The following is a 17,841-nucleotide window of genomic DNA, read 5'->3' on the forward strand; positions in this document are numbered from 1 at the left end:
CACAGGTGGACGCTGCCGACATGGGCAAAGACCTGGAGAAGGTCCTCATCCCCGAGGACGACCTCCAGGCCAAGATCAAAGAGCTTGCCGGGCGCATCGACGAGGACTACGCGGGCAAGGACGTCCTGCTCGTGGGCGTGCTGAAGGGCGCGGTCATGGTGATGGCCGACCTGGCCAGAGCCCTGCACGTGCCGGTGCAGATGGACTGGATGGCGGTGTCGTCCTACGGCGCGGGCACCAAGTCCTCCGGCGTCGTGCGGGTGCTGAAGGACCTCGACACCGACATCTTGAACCGCCACGTCCTGATCGTCGAGGACATCATCGACTCGGGCCTGACCCTCCACTGGCTGCTGGAAAACCTGAAGTCGCGCAATCCGGCGTCGTTGGAGATCTGCGCCGCGCTGCGCAAGCCGGACGCGGTGAAGGTGCCGATCGACGTGAAATACGTCGGCTTCGACATTCCCAACGAGTTCGTCATCGGCTACGGGCTCGACTACGCGGAGCGCTACCGCAATTTGCCGTTCATCGGAACGCTCGCGCCGCACGTTTATAAGTAGTAATCCCGGCCATGGCCGGGAACATCGCGCAACGTGACGTACGTTGATAGGGCAAGACCGGTGTAGCGGGCGGGTCCCTCCGTGCGCCGTGCCGGTGTACCTTCAGACTCCGGAAGGGTGACCGCAAGTCCCCTTCGGGTAGTCAGAAGTCGCGGTGTCGGATGCCGCGGCCCCGGGCCAGCCCGGGGTTCCAGGCCATGGTCAGGAAGGGACGGGCCCGCAAGGGGTTCCGCATCGGATGGATCTCAAGCGATTTACACGTGGGCCACTGCTGTGGATCCTGGGCATCGTCGTGCTGCTCCTGCTCGTCACCCAGCTCTGGAGCGGCGGGGGCAATTTCAAGCAGGCCGACACGTCCACGGTCCTCCAGCAGATTCGCGCCGGCAATTTCACCAGCGCCAAGGTCGTCGACAAGGACAATCGGGTCGAGCTCACCCTCATCAAGCCGATCGTCGTCCGGCCGGGTGACGCCCCGGCGAAGCTGATCCAGTCCAACTGGGTCAGCGGTTACGGCGCGAAGCTGACCGACGAGCTGCAGGCCCAGGTCGACGCCAACAAGACGAAGAGCTTCACCACCGAGGTGCCCCAGGAGAACTTCCTGCTCAGCATCCTGGTGAGCTTCCTGCCGATCGTCATCATCGTGCTGATCTTCCTGTTCATCATGAACCAGATGCAGGGCGGCGGCTCCCGGGTGATGAACTTCGGCAAGTCGAAGGCCAAGCTCATCACCAAAGACACCCCCAAGACCACGTTCGCCGACGTCGCCGGAGCCGACGAGGCCATCGAGGAGCTCCAGGAGATCAAGGAGTTCCTGCAGGCCCCGGCCAAGTTCCAGGCGATCGGCGCGAAGATCCCCAAGGGCGTGCTGCTCTACGGCCCGCCCGGCACCGGCAAGACCCTGCTGGCCCGCGCGGTCGCGGGCGAGGCCGGCGTGCCCTTCTACTCGATCTCCGGCTCCGACTTCGTCGAGATGTTCGTCGGCGTCGGCGCCTCCCGGGTGCGCGACCTGTTCGAGCAGGCCAAGGCCAACGCCCCCGCGATCATCTTCATCGACGAGATCGACGCCGTCGGCCGCCACCGCGGCGCCGGCCTGGGCGGCGGTCACGACGAGCGCGAGCAGACCCTCAACCAGCTGCTCGTCGAGATGGACGGCTTCGACGTCAAGGGCGGCGTGATCCTCATCGCCGCGACCAACCGGCCCGACATCCTCGACCCGGCGCTGCTGCGTCCGGGCCGTTTCGACCGGCAGGTCACGGTCGACCGTCCCGACCTGGAGGGCCGCAAGGGCATCCTCAAGGTCCACGGTCGCGGCAAGCCGTTCGCGCCCGACGTCGACCTCGACGTCATCGCGCGCCGCACCCCCGGGTTCACCGGCGCCGACCTGGCCAACGTGATCAACGAGGCGGCCCTGCTCACCGCGCGGGCCGACCAGAAGCTGATCACGATGGAGGTCCTCGAGGAGTCGATCGACCGTGTCATGGCAGGGCCCGAGCGCAAGTCGCGGGTCATGTCCGACAAGGAGAAGAAGATGATCGCCTACCACGAAGGCGGTCACGCGCTGGTGGCGCACGCGCTGCCCAACTCCGACCCGGTCCACAAGATCACCATCCTGTCCCGCGGCCGCGCGCTCGGTTACACGATGACGCTGCCGATGGAGGACAAGTTCCTGGCCACCAGGTCCGAGATGATGGACCAGCTCGCGATGCTGCTCGGCGGCCGCGCGGCGGAGGAGCTCGTCTTCCACGAGCCCACCACCGGCGCCTCCAACGACATCGAGAAGGCCACGGCGGTCGCCCGCCGCATGGTGACCGAGTACGGCATGAGCGAGCAGCTCGGCGCCCGTAAGTTCGGCACCGGCCAGGCCGAGGTCTTCCTCGGCCGCGAGATGGGCCACGAGCGCGACTACTCCGAGAAGATCGCCTCCTCCATCGACGAGGAGGTCCGCCGGATGATCGAGACGGCGCACGACCAGGCCTGGGACATCCTGGTCGAATACCGCGACGTGCTCGACAACCTGGTGCTGGAGCTCATGGAGAAGGAGACCCTCTCCCGCGAGCAGGTCCTGCAGATCTTCGCCCCGGTGGTCGTCAAGGAGCACCGGCCCTCCTACGCGGGCTACGGCAAGCGGCTGCCCTCCGACCGCCCGCCGATCCTGACCCCGAAGGAGCAGTCGGCCAACGGTTCGCACGCCCCCGGTCACCAGGACGCCTTCCAGTCCGGGGACAGTGCGTGACCCAGCATGAGGTAGACCTGGGGCGGATCGAGAAGGCCGTACGCGAGATCCTCTACGGCATCGGCGAGGATCCCGACCGCGACGGCCTGCTCGAGACGCCCGCCAGGGTCGCCCGCGCGATGGCCGAGCAGTTCTCCGGGCTCGGCCAGACCCCTGAGGACGTGCTCAACAAGGTCTTCGACGTCGACCACGACGAGATGGTGCTGGTCAGGGACATCGAGGTCTACTCGACCTGCGAGCACCATCTGGTCCCGTTCCACGGCGTGGCCCACGTGGGCTACATCCCCAACGAGCGCGGCCAGGTGACCGGGCTGTCCAAGCTGGCCCGGCTGGTCGACGTCTTCGCCCGCCGGCCGCAGGTGCAGGAGCGCATGACCTCGCAGATCGCCGACGCCCTCATGCGGGTGCTGGAGCCGCGCGGGGTCATCGTGGTGGTCGAGGCCGAACACCTGTGCATGACGATGCGCGGCGTGCGCAAGCCGGGGGCCAAGACGGTCACGTCGGCGGTCCGCGGCGACTTCCGTACCAGCGACAAGACCCGCTCCGAGGCGATGGCGCTGATTCTCGGCAGGTGACGATCGTTATCCACAACTGGGGACCCGAGATGTCGGCAGGTGTGGGGGAACGCCTAGGCTTGCCCCATGACTAGCGTGCCCATCAACGTGCCGGGCGGTACGGAGCGGTGCCTCGTCATGGGCGTGGTCAACGTGACCCCCGACTCCTTCTCCGACGGCGGCCTGTGGTTCGACGAGGAGGCCGCCGTCCGGCACGGGCTCGACCTGGTGCGCGAGGGGGCCGACATCGTCGACGTGGGCGGTGAGTCCACCCGTCCCGGCGCCGCGCGGGTGTCGCTGGAGGAGGAGCTGGCCAGGGTCGTCCCGGTGATCCGGGCGCTCGCCGCCGAGGGCGTGGCCGTCAGCGTCGACACGATGCGCGCCGAGGTCGCCAGGGCCGCGGTCGAGGCGGGCGCCAGGCTCGTCAACGACGTCAGCGGCGGCCTGGCCGACCCCGAGATGCCGCGCGTGGTCGCCGCGACCGGAGCGCCCTACGTGGTGATGCACTGGCGCGGCCACAGCCATGACATGGACAGCCGGGCCGTCTACGCCGACGTCGTGACAGAGGTGCGCGAGGAGCTCAGCAAGCGGGTCGATCTCGTGCTGGCCGAAGGGGTGTCCCCCGAGCAGATCGTGCTCGACCCCGGCCTCGGCTTCGCCAAGAACGCCGAGCACAACTGGGCGTTGCTGGCCGGCATCCCGCAGCTCGCCGAGCTGGGCTACCCGCTGCTGATCGGGGCCTCGCGCAAGCGCTTCCTCGGCCGGCTGCTGGCCGGCCCCGACGGCGCGCCCCGCCCGTTCAGCAGGAGCGACGACGCAACGCTGGCGGTCACCGCGCTGGCGGCTCAGGCGGGGGCCTGGTGCGTGCGCGTGCACGAGGTAGGTCCCAATGCCGATGCCGTGCGCGTGGCGGCCGCATGGAAGAGAGCCGGAGCAGGCACATGAGCGTCGACACCGCCGCCATCGAGACGGTCAACCAGGAGTTCTACACCGCGATCGAGAGCGCCGATCTCGACAAGATGACCGAGATCTGGGCCGAGGACACCGCCGACGACCAGGTGAGCTGCGTCCATCCCGGCTGGACGTTGCTGACCGGCCGGTCGGAGGTGCTGCGGTCGTGGGCGCTGATCATGGCCAACACGACCTACATCCAGTTCGTGCTGACCGACGTCAACACCACCGTGCTGGGCGACGTGGCCGTGCTCACCTGCGTGGAGAACATCCTGACGGCGGGCGAGGAGGGTGAGTCCAGCTTCGCCGCGGGCAAGGTGGTGGCGAGCAACGTCTACATCCGCACCTCGCAGGGCTGGCGGTTGTGGATGCACCACGGCTCCCCGGTGCTCCAGGGAGACGACGACGAGGACGAGGAGGGCGAGCTTGAGGTCTGACCGCATCGCTCTCAAGGGCCTGCGGGCCAGGGGCAGGCACGGCGTGCTGCCCGCCGAGCGGGAGCTCGGCCAGGAGTTCGTGATCGACGCGACGTTGTTCCTCGACACCGCCCCGGCGGCGGCCGGCGACGATCTCACCAAGACCGTCCACTACGGCGAGCTGGCCCAGGCGCTGGTCGAGGTGGTCGAGGGCGAGCCGGTCGAGCTGATCGAGACGCTGGCCCAGCGGCTGGCCGACGTCTGCCTGGCCAGCGAGCTGGTGCACAAGGCCGAGGTGAGTGTGCACAAACCGGCGGCGCCGATCCCGCTGCCGTTCGACGATGTGATCGTGACGATCGAGCGGAGCCGCGCATGAAGGCCGTCCTCGCTCTCGGCAGCAACCTGGGCGAGCGGTTCCAGACGTTGCAGGGAGCCATCGACACGCTGTTCGACGCCCCTGGCCTGGAGTTCGTCAAGGCGTCCCCGGTCTACGAGACCGACCCGGTCGGGGGGCCGGGAGGCCAGGAGCCGTATCTCAACGCGGTCGTCGTCGCCGAGACCGCGCTGCCGCCGCGGACGTTGCTGGAGCGGGCGCTGGGCGTGGAGAACGCCTTCGGCCGGGTGCGCGCGGAGCGGTGGGGCCCGCGTACGCTCGACATCGACCTGATCGTCGTGGGCGAGACCGTCTCCGACGACCCCGAGCTGACGTTGCCGCATCCCCGGGCCCACGAGCGGGCGTTCGTGCTGGTGCCCTGGTCGGTGATCGACCCCGAGGCCACGGTGCCGGGCAGGGGCCGGGTGGCCGACCTGCTGGCCGAGCTCGACCGGCACGGCGTGCGGCTGCGTGACGACCTGAAGCTGCAGAGGCCCGATTGAAGCCGACGCATCCCGGCCACCTGGCCGCTCTCCTCGTCGTCGTCGCCCTGATCTTCTGGGCGGCGGTCCGGCACTTCTACGGCGCGTTCCTGCTGCCCTGGACGGCCATCCCCACCGTGCTGTTGCTCGCCCTCGGCGAGGGTTACAGCGGATGGGTGACCAAGGCCAGGATCGCCAGGAAGCCCGACACCAAGCCGGTCGAGCCGCTGGCGGTGGCCCGGCTGGCGGCGCTGGCCAAGGCGTCGGCGTACGCGGGGGCGGTGTTCGCGGGGTTGTTCGCCGGGTTCGCCGCGTACACGCTGGAACTGTTCGACCGGGAGACGCCGCGCTCGGAGTTCTTCGTGGCGGCCGGGTCGTTCGTGGCCTGCGTGGTGCTCGTCTGCGCGGCCCTGTACCTCGAACACTGCTGCCGGATCCCCAAGGACACCGACGAGCGCAAACCCGACTAGCGGCGGCGGCCGAAGAGGTAGATGACCGGCAGCGTGCAGATCAGCGGCCCGACGATGGCGATCGGCCGTTCCAGCCACCACTTCAGGTCGGGCGGGATCTTCGTGCCGAGGTTGCCGAACAACCACCACGACAGCCCTAAGGCGATCGCCATGCCGGTCGTGTGGAACAGGAACAGCGGCAGGGCGTAGCGGTTGATGAAGGAGTTGGCGCGGGCCCAGCGGGGGCGTTCGAGCACGCGTTCCATGGCCGGTCGCAGCACCTCGACCAGGCCGATCTGGAAGATCAGCAGGGCGACGATGACGAACGTGGGCGGCGCCATGTTCGACCACTTGTCGCCCGGCACGCCCACCATCGAGCCCGGGTAGATGCCCGAGTAGACCAGGCCGATCAGCGCGAACAGGCCGGTCCACAGGATGCCGACGTCGTACCGCCGGGGCAGGACGACGATCCGGTCGTAGAAGAAGCCCGCCTGGTGGGCCAGCCCCCAGACGATGATCATGTTGAGCCAGCCGGCCCACTCGAAGCCGTAGCGGAAGCGCACGACGTCGACGACCAGGGCCGAGCCGCCGAGCCAGATGAGGGCCAGCACGTCGTAGCGCCTGTGCAGCCACAGGGCCACCGGCAGCAGCGCGATCAGCACCAGGTAGACGCCGAGGAACCACAGCGGGCTGAGCACGAGCAGCACCACCCGCCACATCCACTCCACGTGGAAGGCCCAGGTGACGATCGCCCCGACGGAGATCCACACGCCGCACAGGAACAGCGCGGGCAGGGACAGCGCGCGGATGCGCCGCCAGACGAACGCCCCGATGCCGACGCCGCGCGCCTGGGCCCGGTTCCAGGACAGCAGGTGCACGTGGCCGCCGACGTAGAAGAACAGCGGCAGCACCTGGAGCAGCCAGGTCAGGATCCACAAACCCGAGGTGAAGCCGAGCGGGCTGGTGGGCTCGGGCCCGCTGGGCTTCCACTCCAGGATCGTGAACGCCCAGTGCCAGACCACCACGACGACGAGGCTGAGGGCGCGCAGCCAGTCGACGTACTTGTCGCGTTCGGGGGTGCTCACTTGTCGATGTCACCCACGACGAAGAACATCGAGCCCAGAATGGCGATCATGTCGGCCACCAGGTTCCCCGGCAGCAGCTCGCGCAGCGCCTGGACGTTGGCGAACGACGCCGAGCGCAGCTTGAGCCGCCACGGCGTCTTGTCGCCCTTGGAGACCAGGTAGTAGCCGTTGATGCCGAGCGGGTTCTCGGTCCACGCGTACGTGTGGCCCTCGGGCACCTTGAGCACCTTCGGCAGGCGCTGGTTGACGGGCCCGGGAGGCAGCTCGCGCAGCCGGGCGACGCACGCGTCGGCCAGGTCGAGGGAGACCTTGAGCTGCTCGAACAGCACCTCGAACCGGGCATGGCAGTCGCCGTCGCGCCGGGTGACGACCGTGACCGGCAGTTCCCCGTAGGCCAGGTACGGGTCGTCGCGCCGCAGGTCGAAGTCCACGCCGGAGGCGCGCGCGATGGGCCCGCTGACGCCGTACTGGAGGATCTGCTCGCGGGTCAGCACGCCGACGCCCTTGGTGCGGGCGAGGAAGATCTCGTTGTTCAGGATGAGGCCCTCGATGTCGGGCACCCGGCGGCGGGTCTCGGCGACGGCCGCGGCGACCCGGTCGAGCCAGCCGAGCGGCAGGTCCTCCTTCAGGCCGCCGACCCGGTTGAACATGTAGTGCATGCGCCCGCCGGAGATCTCCTCCATGACGGCCTGGATGCGTTCGCGCTCGTCGAAGGCGTAGAAGACGGGGGTGATCGCGCCCAGTTCGAGGGGGTAGGAGCCGAGGAACATCAGGTGGTTGAGCACCCGGTTGAGCTCGGCCAGCAGCGTACGCGCCCATACGGCCCTGACCGGCGTCTCCATGCCGAGCAGCCGTTCGGCGGCCAGCACGACGCCGAGTTCGTTGGCGAACCCCGACAGCCAGTCGTGCCGGTTGGCGAGCATGATGATCTGGCGGTAGTCGCGGACCTCGAACAGCTTCTCCGCGCCCCTGTGCATGTAGCCGATGATCGGCTCGGCCGTCTCGATGCGCTCGCCGTCGAGGGTGAGCCGGAGCCTGAGCACGCCGTGCGTGGAGGGATGCTGGGGGCCGATGTTGAGGATCATGTCCTCGGTCGCCAGCTCCTTCGCGCCGGCGCCGATCCCGACCACGCGTTCCGTCATAGGGCCCATGCTGCCACCGTCCCACGGGGTGATCCAGCGTGGGGGATGGTCAAGGAATCGTATGGCAACGCATCCCGAAGCCAGACATGGGGATCAATACCGGGAACGGGGGGAGAAAGCACTGTGAAGAGAGTCCTGTTTGATGTGGCGGCCCTGATCTCCCGGGTGGTACTCGGGGTGATCTTCGTGGCGCACGGCTGGCAGAAGTGGCAGGGCGGGCTCGGTGCCGCGGCGGGGCAGTTCCGGGAGATGGGCGTGCCCATGCCCGAGTTGTCGGCCGGATTCGCCGCCATCGTCGAACTGGTCGGCGGCGCCCTGCTGATCCTCGGCCTGCTGGTCCGGCCGGTGGCGTTGCTGCTGCTCATCGACATGATCGGCGCGATCGTGTTCGTGCACGCGGGCCACGGGGTGTTGTCGCAGGGCGGGGGATGGGAACTGCCGGGCGCGCTTGGTGCGCTGTCCTTGATGCTCGCCGCGCTGGGCGGCGGCCGCATCGGCCTCGACGGCATCTTCCACTCGACGTACCGCCGCCGCAGGGAACGCCAGATCGCCGAGGACGACCTCGCCGCGCACCGGCCGGTCCGCCGCGCCGAGCCGACGACGGTCGTCACGGAGGGGCCGGTCACGCAGACCGGGCCCGAGGGCGGCCCGACGACGCCGGCCCGGCCCGAGGGGGAGGCCGAGCAGCCCAACGTGCCGCGGCAGCCCAACGCGCCGCGCCCCGGGCACCTCAACGACGAGGACATGCGGGACATCGACGCCCTGGTGTCCGACGAGCCGCACCAGCAGAAGCCGCCCAACCGCTGAGCGTCAGCGGCTGACCAGGTCGCGCAGGGCCTCGATCAGGCGGTCGACGTGCTCCTGCGTGCTGCCGATGCCGATGGAGGCGCGCACCGCCGAGGCGGTGCCATCCTCGCAGCCGCCGTCCGAGGTGCCCAGCAGGTGCCGGACGAACGGGTGCGCGCAGAACTTCCCGTCCCGCACGCCGATGCCGTACTCGCCGGACAGCGCCTCGGCCACCTCCCGGGCCGAGTAGCCGTCCACGACGAACGACACGATCCCCACCCGCGGGTGGTCCTCGCCCCACAGCGACAGCTCGCGCACCCCGTCGATCGAGGCCAGACCGGTGCGCAGCCGGGCGATCAGGCGCTCCTCCTCGCGCACCAGCTCCGTCCACCCCGTGGCGGTGAGCGCGTCGCAGGCGGCGGCCAGGGCGATGGCGCCGAGCACGTTGGGGGTGCCGGCCTCGTGGCGGGGCTCGGGGTCGTCGTGCCACTCGGTGGTCTCGCCCACCGAGCGCACCGCGCCGCCGCCCTTCAGGTACGGCTCGCCCGCCGCCAGCCAGTCCCGGCGTCCGACCAGTACGCCGGCGCCGAAGGGCGCGTACAGCTTGTGCCCGGAGAAGGCCACGTAGTCCAGGTCGAGCGCGGTCAGGTTGAGCCTGCGGTGCGGGACGAGCTGGGCGGCGTCCACCAGGATCCGGGCGCCGTGCCGGTGGGCGATGTGGGCGAGGGCGGCGATGGGCCACAGCTCGCCGGTGACGTTGGACGCGGCGGTGACCACGAGCAGCTTGGGGCCCTCGATCCCGGCCAGCGCCTCGTCGGCGGCGCGGACGGCCTCGCCGGGGAAGGCGGGCGGCGCCAGCCGTACGGACCGCTCCCAGGGCAGCAGCGAGGCGTGGTGCTCGGAGTCGAAGACGACGACGGTCGTGCCCTCGGGCAGGCAGCCGGCCAGCAGGTTGGTGGCGTCGGTGGTGTTGCGGGTGAAGATGACGGCGTCGTCCGGGCGGGCGCCGACGAAGGCCCGGACCGTGTGGCGGGCCTGCTCGTAGCGGGCGGTGGTGAGCTGGGAGGCGTAGCCCGCGCCGCGGTGGACGCTGGAGTAGGCCGGGAGCGCGGCGGCGACGGCGGCGCTGACCGGCTCAAGACAGGGCGCGCTGGCCGCGTAGTCGAGGTTGGCGTAGCTGACCAGCCGGCCGCCCTTGACCGGCACCTCGAGGTCGGCGCCGAGCACGGCGGGGATCGCCCGTCCGGAGGCGGGGACGGCGGGGGCCTCGGCGGCGGCCTGGGCGGGAACGGAGTTGAAGATCGTCAGCGTGGACACGGCACAGCTCCTCACGGGTCGGTCGGACCCCTGGGAGCAGCCACGGAGCCCGCGCTTGCCCGCCACACCTCGTGACGGACCAGGTCTTCACCCGGGGCACCCCGCCGCGGACGCGAGGGTTGCCGGCCAGCTAGCCGGGGCTTGTCGCTGGCACTCATGACCTACGACGGCACTATAACCGACACCCGGGCATGATTCGCAAGCTCAGCAGGTCAACCCGTCTCATAAGATGAAATGGTGCGCTTTGATCCCTGGAATCCGGATTTCGTCGTCGACCCCTATCCGGCGTACGACGAGCTGAGGCGCGAGGCGCCCGTCCGCTACTTCGAGCCGTCCAACCAGTGGCTGATCTCCCGGCACGCGGACGTGAACGCGCTGCTCAGGGACCGGCGGCTGGGCCGCGACTACACCCACGTCGCCACGCACGAGGAGTTCGGCCGGCAGCCCGCGCCGGAGTTCCAGGAAGCCTTCTGGCGGGTCAGCAGGAACGGCATGCTGGAGGTCGAGCCGCCGGACCACACGAGGCTGCGCCGGCTGGTGTCCAAGGCGTTCACGCCGCGCATGGTCGAGTCGCTGCGCCCGCGCGTCCGGGCCATCGCCGAGAGCCTGATCGACGCCTACGTCGAAAAGGGCGGCGGCGACCTGATCGCCGAGGTGGCCGAGCCGCTGCCGGTCACCGTCATCGCCGAGATGCTCGGCGTCCCCGAGCAGGACCGTCACCTGCTGCGCCCGTGGTCGGCCGACATGTGCGGCATGTACGAGCTCAACCCCAGCCTGGAGACCCAGCACCAGGCGGTACGCGCGGCCGAGGAGTTCGAGTCCTACCTCAAGGACCTGGCCCGCGACCGGCTGGCCAACCCCGGCGACGACCTCGTCAGCGCCCTGGCCGCGATCCCCGAGCTGACCCTCGACGAGCTGGCCGGCACCTGCGTGCTGCTGCTCAACGCGGGCCACGAGGCCACGGTCAACGTCACCGGCAACGGCTGGCGGGCCCTGCTGAAGAACCCCGGCGAGCTGGCCCGGCTGCGCGCCGACCGTTCGCTGCTGCCGACCGCGATCGAGGAGCTGCTGCGCTACGACACCCCGCTGCAGCTGTTCGAGCGCTGGGTGCTGGAGGACATCGAGGTGCGCGGCGTGCGGATCCCGCGCGGCTCGGAGGTCGCCTGCCTGTTCGGCTCGGCCAACAGGGACCCCGAGGTGTTCGAGGACCCCGACCGGCTCGACCTGGGCCGTCCGGACAACCCGCACATCTCCTTCGGCGCCGGCATCCACTTCTGCCTGGGCGCGCCGCTGGCCAGGATCGAGCTGACGGAGTCGTTCACCGCCCTGCTGGACCGGGTCGGGACGATCGAGCTGCGCGCGGAGCCGGTCTACAAGCCGGGCTTCGTCATCCGCGGCCTGCGCTCGCTCGACCTCGACGTCACCGGCTCTGGCTGAGCCAGCCGAACCCGCCGAGCCCGGCCGGATCGATCAGCTCGCCCTCCTCCGACGCCCTCGACAACGCGCGTACGTAGGCGCGCGGATCGGTGCGGGCGAGGTCGACCGGCGGCCGGGCGCCGGTGAGGCCGAGCGCCCGCAACATGTCACGCTGTGTGGACAAGGTTGTGGATATCGCGCCGGCCCGCCGCCCGGCCTCGGCACACGCGTCGAGCGCGACGTGGGCGGTGATGTCGCAGGTCCCGTCGGGGATGGGCGTGACGACGGCGCCGTCGCGGTAACCGGTCAGCGTGCCACAGAGCGGTCGGTTATCCACAGGGTGTGCATAATCCACGGCTATCGCCCGGCCGCGGGCGAGGCGTACCAGAACGGAGGCCCAGGCGTCGTCACGGGGACGGCCGATCTCGGCGCGCGTGCCCACGTGCGGCAGCGGCCACCAGCGGTCGAGCCACTCGCGGTCGGCGGGCCGCAGCGGGCCGCCGAGGCGCTCCTCCCCGGTCCGGGTGTTGACCATGACCAGCCGCGGGCCGCCGGAGGTCTGCTCGGCCACGTCGAGCGGGATGTTGTCGAGCCACTCGTTGGCGACGGCCAGGCCGGTGATGCTGGAGGGCAGGCAGCGGCGCCACTCGACCTCGTCGGGCAGGCCCGGGGGCCTGGACGACAGGTCGACGCACGTGACCCGCAGCCGGTCGCGCAGAGCGGGCTCGGCCAGCTCGAGGACGCGGCGGACCAGCAGGCCCTCGCCGGAGCCGATGTCGACCAGGTCGAGCCGCTCGGGGGAGCCGAGATCGCAGTCGACCTCCGCAAGAAGCGCCAGGACCGCCTCCGCGAACACGGCCGAGGCCCCGACCGAGGTGCGGAAGTGGCCCGACGGGCGTTCGCGGAGGTAGAAACCCTCCTCGCCGTAGAGCGCGCGCTCGGTCGCGGCGCGCCAGGTGAGCCACATGACGCTGACTATCTCATGACTCCGGTCATCGACACGCTAAGTCATTGATTGACTACACTTGGTCGCTACATTGCGCTAACGTTTACGTACTGTCACCGAGCGACTGCGTTTCGCCCATCCGCGGTAAGCGGCGAGCCGGATCGCTCCACCAAAGCATTGCGGCCTCCACGGCCGCATACTGAGAGGAGCCCCCCGTGAAGAAGACTCTGGTCATGGCAGGTGCCATTGCCCTGCTGGCGCTGGCGGCCCCCGCGTACGCCGACGACGTCACCCACGGCAACAACGGCATCCTGACCGGCAGCCCGATCCACCTCCCCATCACCGCCGTCGTGCCCGTCTGCGGCAACAACATCGGCATCCAGGCCGTGCCGATCAACGGCTGCCAGGGGAGCCCGAACACCGCGGTCTACAGCCGCTGAGTCAGGGAGAGCCCGGACCGCTCGCGCGCGGTCCGGGCTCTGATCCCGGCCGGTCAGTCGGCGGATGACCGGTCAGTGCACCTCCAAGAGGTCGCATCCAGGCGGGCGTCGGGTTGTCAGGACTCGGCGCCCGTCGTCGTGCGTGGACCCCTCTCCTCATCTCTTTCGACAGGGGGTGCACGCTTCGTATGCCCCTGTCGCATTTGTCATTAACTCAACGGGCGGTAAAGCGGCGGACATGCCTGACCGCGTTCGTCGGCCCGTGACATGTGCGGCGCCGCCCGCCGGTTACGCTGGTCGGCAGTGCCATCACGGTCGACAGGGGTGAGACGTCATGGACGCAGGTGATCGCCCGGCTCGGCTGACCGTCGGCGTGCTCGGCGCGGGCAAGGTCGGCTCCGCGCTCGGCGCCGCGCTGGCGCAGGCGGGCCACCGGATCGTGGCCGCGAGCGGGGTCTCCGACAGGTCGCGGAGGTGGGCCGCCGACCGGCTCGGGGTGGAGCTGACGCGGCCCGACGAGGTGGTGGCCGCCGCCCAGCTCATCCTGCTGACCGTCCCCGACGACGCGCTGCCCGACCTCGTGGCCGGCCTGGCCCGTACGGGCGCCGACCTCCAGGGCAAGCTGCTCGTCCACACCAGCGGCGCGTACGGCCTGTCGGTGCTCGAACCCGCCGCCGGGGTGGGCGCGCTGCCGCTCGCGCTCCACCCGGTCATGACCTTCACCGGCCGCGACGACGACCTCAACAAGATCACCGGCATCTCGTTCGGCGTCACCGCGCCCGACCTGCTGCGGCCGGTCGCCGAGGCGCTGGTGATCGAGATGGGCGGCGAGCCGGTCTGGATCGCCGAGAGCGACCGCGCGCTCTACCACGCGGCCCTGGCCAACGCCGCCAACCACATGGTCACCCTCATCGCCGAGTCCGAGGAGCTGCTCGGGCGCATCGGCGTCGAGCACCCGGGCCGGATGCTGGGCCCGCTGCTCGGCGCGGCGCTCGACAACGTGCTGCGGCTGGGCATCGCCGGGCTGACCGGGCCGGTCGTCCGCGGCGACGCGGGCACGGTGCGCAAACACGTCGACGCGCTGATCCTGGCCGCCCCCGAGGCCGCCGACGCCTACATCGCGCTGGCCCGGCTCACCGCCGACCGGGCGCTGGCCGCGGGGCTGCTCAAACCGGAGGAGGCGGAGCGGCTGCTCGACGCGCTTGGGGGCAATATATGGACCTGACCGTCGGGTGTGGAGGGCAGCAATGGATCTGATCGTGGCCGGCAACCGGGACGACCTGGCGAAGGCTCGTGGCACGGGCCGGGTGGCGCTGGTGCCGACCATGGGCGCGCTGCACGAGGGCCACCGGTCGCTGATCAGGGCCGCCCGGGTGCGCGCCGAGCAGGTCGTGGTGAGCATCTTCGTCAACCCGCTGCAATTCGGTCCTAACGAGGATTTTTCCCGCTATCCCCGTACGTTCGACGCCGACCTCGACGTGTGCCGCGAGGAGGACGTGCACGTCGTGTTCGCGCCCTCGCCCGAGGACATGTACCGCCCCGACCGCCAGGTGAGCGTCTGCGCGGGCGAGATGGGCACGATCGTCGAGGGCGCCTCCAGGCCGGGCCACTTCGACGGCGTGCTGACGGTGGTGCTCAAGCTGTTCAACCTGGTCCGCCCCGACGTGGCGATCTTCGGCCAGAAGGACGCCCAGCAGCTCGCCGTCATCCGCCGCATGGTGGCCGACCTCGACCTGGCCGTGGAGATCGTCGGAGCGCCCACCGTGCGCGAGCCCGACGGCCTGGCCCTGTCCAGCCGCAACCGTTACCTGTCGGCCGACGACCGCACGGTCGCGCTGGCCCTGTCCCGCGCCCTGCGGGCGGGCGCGGCCGAGCTCACCGCCGGCGCGATCCGGTCCACCGCCCGCGCGGTGCTCGACGAGGCCGGGCCCGACCTCGACCTCGACTACCTGGCGCTGGTCGATCCGGCCACGTTCAAGGAGGTCGACGACTCCTACGAGGGCTCGGCCGTGCTCGCCGTGGCGGCCAGGGTGGGCGGCACCCGGCTGATCGACAACGTCGTCCTGAGCCTTCGCCCCTGATCCGTACGGCGCCCCCGGGGCATGTCCACGCTGCGGCAGGCGTTATCGTCATAGTGACGAAATCGCCTCAGTGAGGAGACCCCCATGAGTGCACCGGCGATTCCCCAGCGTCTGACGGCCCCCGACCCCGGCTGGACCGTCGAGGCGGACGTGGTCGTCGTCGGCTCCGGCGTCGCGGGCCTGACCGTGGCGCTGCGCCATGCCGAGCTGGATCCCGCGGCCAAGATCCTGGTCGTCACCAAGGACGTGTTGTCCGCCGGGTCCACCAAGTGGGCCCAGGGGGGCATCGCCGCCGTGCTCGACCCGCGCGACACCCCCGACGAGCACCTGAGCGACACGTTGCTCGCCGGGGTCGGGCTGTGCGACACCAGGGCCGTACGGACCCTGGTGACCGAGGGGCCGGGCGCGCTGCGGCGGCTCATGGAGCGCGGCGCGCGGTTCGACCGCACCCCTGACGGCGAGCTCCAGCTCACCAGGGAAGGCGGCCACCGGCGCCACCGGATCGTGCACGCCGGCGGCGACGCCACGGGCGCCGAGGTGCAGCGGGCGCTGGTCGAGGCGGTGCGCGCCGGATCGATCGAGGTGATCGAGCACGCGCTCGTGCTCGACCTGCTCAAGGACGCCCGCGGCCGGGCCAGGGGGGTGACCCTGCACGTCATGGGCGAGGGCGCGCGTGACGGCGTCGGGGCGGTCCTGGCGCGGGCGGTGGTGCTGGCCACCGGCGGCATGGGCCAGGTCTACGCCGCGACCACCAACCCGGTCGTGTCCACCGGCGACGGCGTGGCGCTCGCGCTCAGGGCGGGCGCAGTCGTGCGCGACATCGAGTTCGTGCAGTTCCACCCGACCGTGTTGTGGCTGGGGGAGGGCTCGACCGGCCAGCAGCCGCTGATCTCCGAGGCGGTCAGGGGCGAGGGCGCCTTCCTCGTCGACCACGAGGGCAACCGGTTCATGCAGGGCGTGCACGAGCTGGCCGACCTGGCTCCGCGCGACGTCGTGGCCAAGGCGATCACCAGGACCATGCTCGAGACCGGCCGCGACCACGTGTTCCTCGACGGCCGTCACTTCGGCAGGGACAAATGGGAGAGCCGCTTCCCCACCATCTACGCCGTCTGCCGGGAGCATGGCATCGACCCGGTCACCGAGCCGATCCCCGTCTCCCCGGCCGCCCACTACGCCAGCGGCGGCGTCCGCGCCGACCTGTCCGGCCGTACCTCGATCGAGGGTCTGTACGCCTGCGGCGAGGTCGCCTGCACCGGCGTCCACGGCGCCAACAGGCTGGCCTCGAACTCGCTGCTGGAGGGCCTGGTCTTCGCCGAGCGCATCGCCGAGGACATCCACCGCACGCGTCCCGAGCCGGGCGAGCCGGTCGCGGGGCGGGCCGCGACGGGCCTGGTGGACCCCAGGGTGAGGCCCAGGCTCCAGGCGCACATGAGCGCCGGCGCCGGGGTGCTGCGCAGCCGCGCGTCGCTGCAGGCCACGTCGAAGGCGCTGCGCGACGCGCTCTGGACGCCGGTCGAGGTGCCCGCCTGCACCGAGTCGTGGGAGGCGAGCAACCTGCTCACCGTCGCCGCCGTCCTGACCGGTGTGGCGGCGGCCAGGCTGGAGACGCGCGGCTCCCACTGGCGCGAGGACCACGAGAGCCGGGACGACAATGAGTGGCTGGGCCACCTGGACGTGACCCTGACCGAGGAGGGCCTTCGCATGACGTACACCCCGCACGGCGAGGCGATGCCGCCGCGGCTGGCGCAGGAGCTGACCGCCGCCGGGCTCGACCCGGCCGAGGTCGACGCGCTGATCGACCGCGCACTCGAAGAGGACCTGCAGGAGGCGGGCGACGTGACCAGCCTGGCCACGATCCCGGCCGAGCAGCGTTCGGCCGCCGACGTGGTCGCCCGCAAGGACGGCGTGGTGGCCGGGCTGGCCGTGGCCGAGGCGGTCTTCCTCCGGCTGGGCGCCGGCCGCGCCGAGCGGCGGGCCAAGGACGGCGAGCGGGTGGCGGCCGGCGACGTGCTGATGACGGTCGAGGGCCCGACGCGGGCCGTGCTGACCGCCGAGCGCACCGCGCTCAACCTGCTCACGCACCTGTCCGGGGTGGCCACGCTGACCGCCAGGTGGGTGGCCGCGATCGAGGGCACGCGGGCGCGGGTGCGCGACAGCCGCAAGACCCTGCCGGGTCTGCGGTCCCTGGAGAAGTACGCCGTGCGCTGCGGCGGCGGCGTCAACCACCGCATGTCGCTGTCGGACGCGGCCCTGATCAAGGACAACCACGTGGTGGCGGCCGGCGGCGTGGCCGAGGCGTACCGCGCGGTGCGGGAGCGCTTTCCCGAGCTGCCGATCGAGGTCGAGATCGACCGGCTCGACCAGCTGGAGCCCCTGCTGGACGAGGGCGCCGAGGAGATCCTTCTGGACAACTTCACGGTCGAGGACACCGTACATGCCGTACAAATCGTGAAGAGTCGGGCGAAAAACAGGGTTGCGCTTGAAGCGAGTGGGGGATTGACCTTGGAATCGGCTCGTGATGTGGCTGAAACTGGCGTTGACTACCTTGCGGTGGGAGCGCTTACCCACTCGGCGCCGGCCCTGGACATCGCACTGGATTTGCGGGGGTAATTG

18 protein-coding genes and 1 riboswitch are annotated in these 17,841 nt (G+C 70.7%); of the genes, 14 read left to right on the forward strand and 4 right to left on the reverse strand.

Annotated elements, in window-relative coordinates; genetic code table 11:
• Positions 1-5 precede the first annotated feature (5 nt).
• The 8 genes from hpt to AB0J76_RS05460 all read left to right on the forward strand — a co-directional run bounded on the left by hpt (position 6) and on the right by AB0J76_RS05460 (position 6,036).
• Positions 6-557: a hypoxanthine phosphoribosyltransferase gene (gene hpt / locus AB0J76_RS05425; RefSeq protein WP_352318606.1), complete on the forward strand. Its 552-nt coding sequence runs from the start codon at positions 6-8 to the stop codon at positions 555-557.
• Between the two features lie 238 nt (positions 558-795).
• On the forward strand, positions 796-2,790 hold the full coding sequence (gene ftsH, locus AB0J76_RS05430; protein ID WP_352318607.1) for an ATP-dependent zinc metalloprotease FtsH: 1,995 nt from the start codon (positions 796-798) through the stop codon (positions 2,788-2,790).
• The gene (gene folE / locus AB0J76_RS05435; protein ID WP_352318609.1) at positions 2,787-3,365 is read left to right on the forward strand and encodes a GTP cyclohydrolase I FolE; all 579 of its coding nucleotides are present in this window, start codon (positions 2,787-2,789) and stop codon (positions 3,363-3,365) included. Before ftsH ends, folE begins: the two co-directional genes overlap by 4 nt.
• 117 nt (positions 3,366-3,482) lie before the next feature.
• Positions 3,483-4,289 (forward strand): dihydropteroate synthase, encoded by an 807-nt coding sequence (gene folP / locus AB0J76_RS05440; protein ID WP_352318647.1) that lies wholly within the window; start codon positions 3,483-3,485, stop codon positions 4,287-4,289.
• Positions 4,286-4,732: a nuclear transport factor 2 family protein gene (locus AB0J76_RS05445; RefSeq protein ID WP_352318611.1), complete on the forward strand. Its 447-nt coding sequence runs from the start codon at positions 4,286-4,288 to the stop codon at positions 4,730-4,732. The genes folP and AB0J76_RS05445 overlap by 4 nt, the downstream gene beginning before the upstream one ends.
• Complete coding sequence (folB, locus tag AB0J76_RS05450; RefSeq protein WP_352318613.1) at positions 4,722-5,087, forward strand: dihydroneopterin aldolase; 366 nt, start codon at positions 4,722-4,724, stop codon at positions 5,085-5,087. The genes AB0J76_RS05445 and folB overlap by 11 nt, the downstream gene beginning before the upstream one ends.
• Complete coding sequence (gene folK / locus AB0J76_RS05455; protein ID WP_352318615.1) at positions 5,084-5,587, forward strand: 2-amino-4-hydroxy-6-hydroxymethyldihydropteridine diphosphokinase; 504 nt, start codon at positions 5,084-5,086, stop codon at positions 5,585-5,587. The genes folB and folK overlap by 4 nt, the downstream gene beginning before the upstream one ends.
• The gene (locus tag AB0J76_RS05460) at positions 5,584-6,036 is read left to right on the forward strand and encodes a DUF3180 domain-containing protein (protein WP_352318617.1); all 453 of its coding nucleotides are present in this window, start codon (positions 5,584-5,586) and stop codon (positions 6,034-6,036) included. The genes folK and AB0J76_RS05460 overlap by 4 nt, the downstream gene beginning before the upstream one ends.
• Here AB0J76_RS05460 and AB0J76_RS05465 read toward each other — a convergent pair.
• Both AB0J76_RS05465 and AB0J76_RS05470 read right to left on the reverse strand, forming a co-directional pair.
• Positions 6,033-7,100, reverse strand: coding sequence for an acyltransferase (locus AB0J76_RS05465; protein ID WP_352318619.1), 1,068 nt, complete (start codon positions 7,098-7,100; stop codon positions 6,033-6,035). The genes AB0J76_RS05460 and AB0J76_RS05465 overlap by 4 nt on opposite strands.
• Positions 7,097-8,242 carry an NADH-quinone oxidoreductase subunit D gene (locus AB0J76_RS05470; protein ID WP_352318621.1) on the reverse strand — a complete coding sequence of 382 codons (1,146 nt, stop codon included), beginning with the start codon at positions 8,240-8,242 and terminating at the stop codon, positions 7,097-7,099. Before AB0J76_RS05470 ends, AB0J76_RS05465 begins: the two co-directional genes overlap by 4 nt.
• 123 nt (positions 8,243-8,365) lie before the next feature.
• On the opposite strand from AB0J76_RS05470, the gene AB0J76_RS05475 reads away from it, so the two are divergent.
• Positions 8,366-9,049 (forward strand): DoxX family protein, encoded by a 684-nt coding sequence (locus tag AB0J76_RS05475; RefSeq protein ID WP_352318622.1) that lies wholly within the window; start codon positions 8,366-8,368, stop codon positions 9,047-9,049.
• A 3-nt stretch (positions 9,050-9,052) separates the two neighbouring features.
• Here AB0J76_RS05475 and AB0J76_RS05480 read toward each other — a convergent pair whose 3' ends face one another.
• Positions 9,053-10,345: an aminotransferase class V-fold PLP-dependent enzyme gene (locus AB0J76_RS05480; protein ID WP_352318624.1), complete on the reverse strand. Its 1,293-nt coding sequence runs from the start codon at positions 10,343-10,345 to the stop codon at positions 9,053-9,055.
• Positions 10,346-10,391: 46 nt separating this feature from the next.
• A riboswitch (SAM riboswitch) is annotated at positions 10,392-10,507 on the reverse strand.
• 72 nt (positions 10,508-10,579) lie between these two features.
• Here AB0J76_RS05480 and AB0J76_RS05485 point away from each other — a divergent pair.
• On the forward strand, positions 10,580-11,782 hold the full coding sequence (locus AB0J76_RS05485; RefSeq protein WP_352318626.1) for a cytochrome P450: 1,203 nt from the start codon (positions 10,580-10,582) through the stop codon (positions 11,780-11,782).
• Here AB0J76_RS05485 and AB0J76_RS05490 read toward each other — a convergent pair.
• Positions 11,766-12,728 (reverse strand): SAM-dependent methyltransferase, encoded by a 963-nt coding sequence (locus AB0J76_RS05490; protein WP_352318628.1) that lies wholly within the window; start codon positions 12,726-12,728, stop codon positions 11,766-11,768. The two genes, AB0J76_RS05485 and AB0J76_RS05490, sit on opposite strands and share 17 nt — an antisense overlap.
• A gap of 194 nt (positions 12,729-12,922) precedes the next feature.
• On the opposite strand from AB0J76_RS05490, the gene AB0J76_RS05495 reads away from it, so the two are divergent.
• The 4 genes from AB0J76_RS05495 to AB0J76_RS05510 all read left to right on the forward strand — a co-directional run bounded on the left by AB0J76_RS05495 (position 12,923) and on the right by AB0J76_RS05510 (position 17,838).
• Positions 12,923-13,147 (forward strand): chaplin family protein, encoded by a 225-nt coding sequence (locus tag AB0J76_RS05495; protein ID WP_125641709.1) that lies wholly within the window; start codon positions 12,923-12,925, stop codon positions 13,145-13,147.
• A gap of 334 nt (positions 13,148-13,481) precedes the next feature.
• A complete protein-coding gene (locus AB0J76_RS05500) occupies positions 13,482-14,372 on the forward strand; it encodes a DUF2520 domain-containing protein (RefSeq protein ID WP_352318630.1) in 891 nt (296 codons plus the stop codon).
• 22 nt (positions 14,373-14,394) lie between these two features.
• Entirely contained in the window at positions 14,395-15,228 is an 834-nt protein-coding gene (gene panC, locus AB0J76_RS05505) for a pantoate--beta-alanine ligase (RefSeq protein WP_352318632.1), read from the forward strand.
• 84 nt (positions 15,229-15,312) lie between these two features.
• The gene (locus AB0J76_RS05510) at positions 15,313-17,838 is read left to right on the forward strand and encodes an L-aspartate oxidase (RefSeq protein ID WP_352318634.1); all 2,526 of its coding nucleotides are present in this window, start codon (positions 15,313-15,315) and stop codon (positions 17,836-17,838) included.
• The last annotated feature ends 3 nt before the right edge of the window (positions 17,839-17,841 follow it).

This window comes from Nonomuraea sp. NPDC049624, assembly GCF_040675255.1.
Classification (GTDB): domain Bacteria; phylum Actinomycetota; class Actinomycetes; order Streptosporangiales; family Streptosporangiaceae; genus Nonomuraea.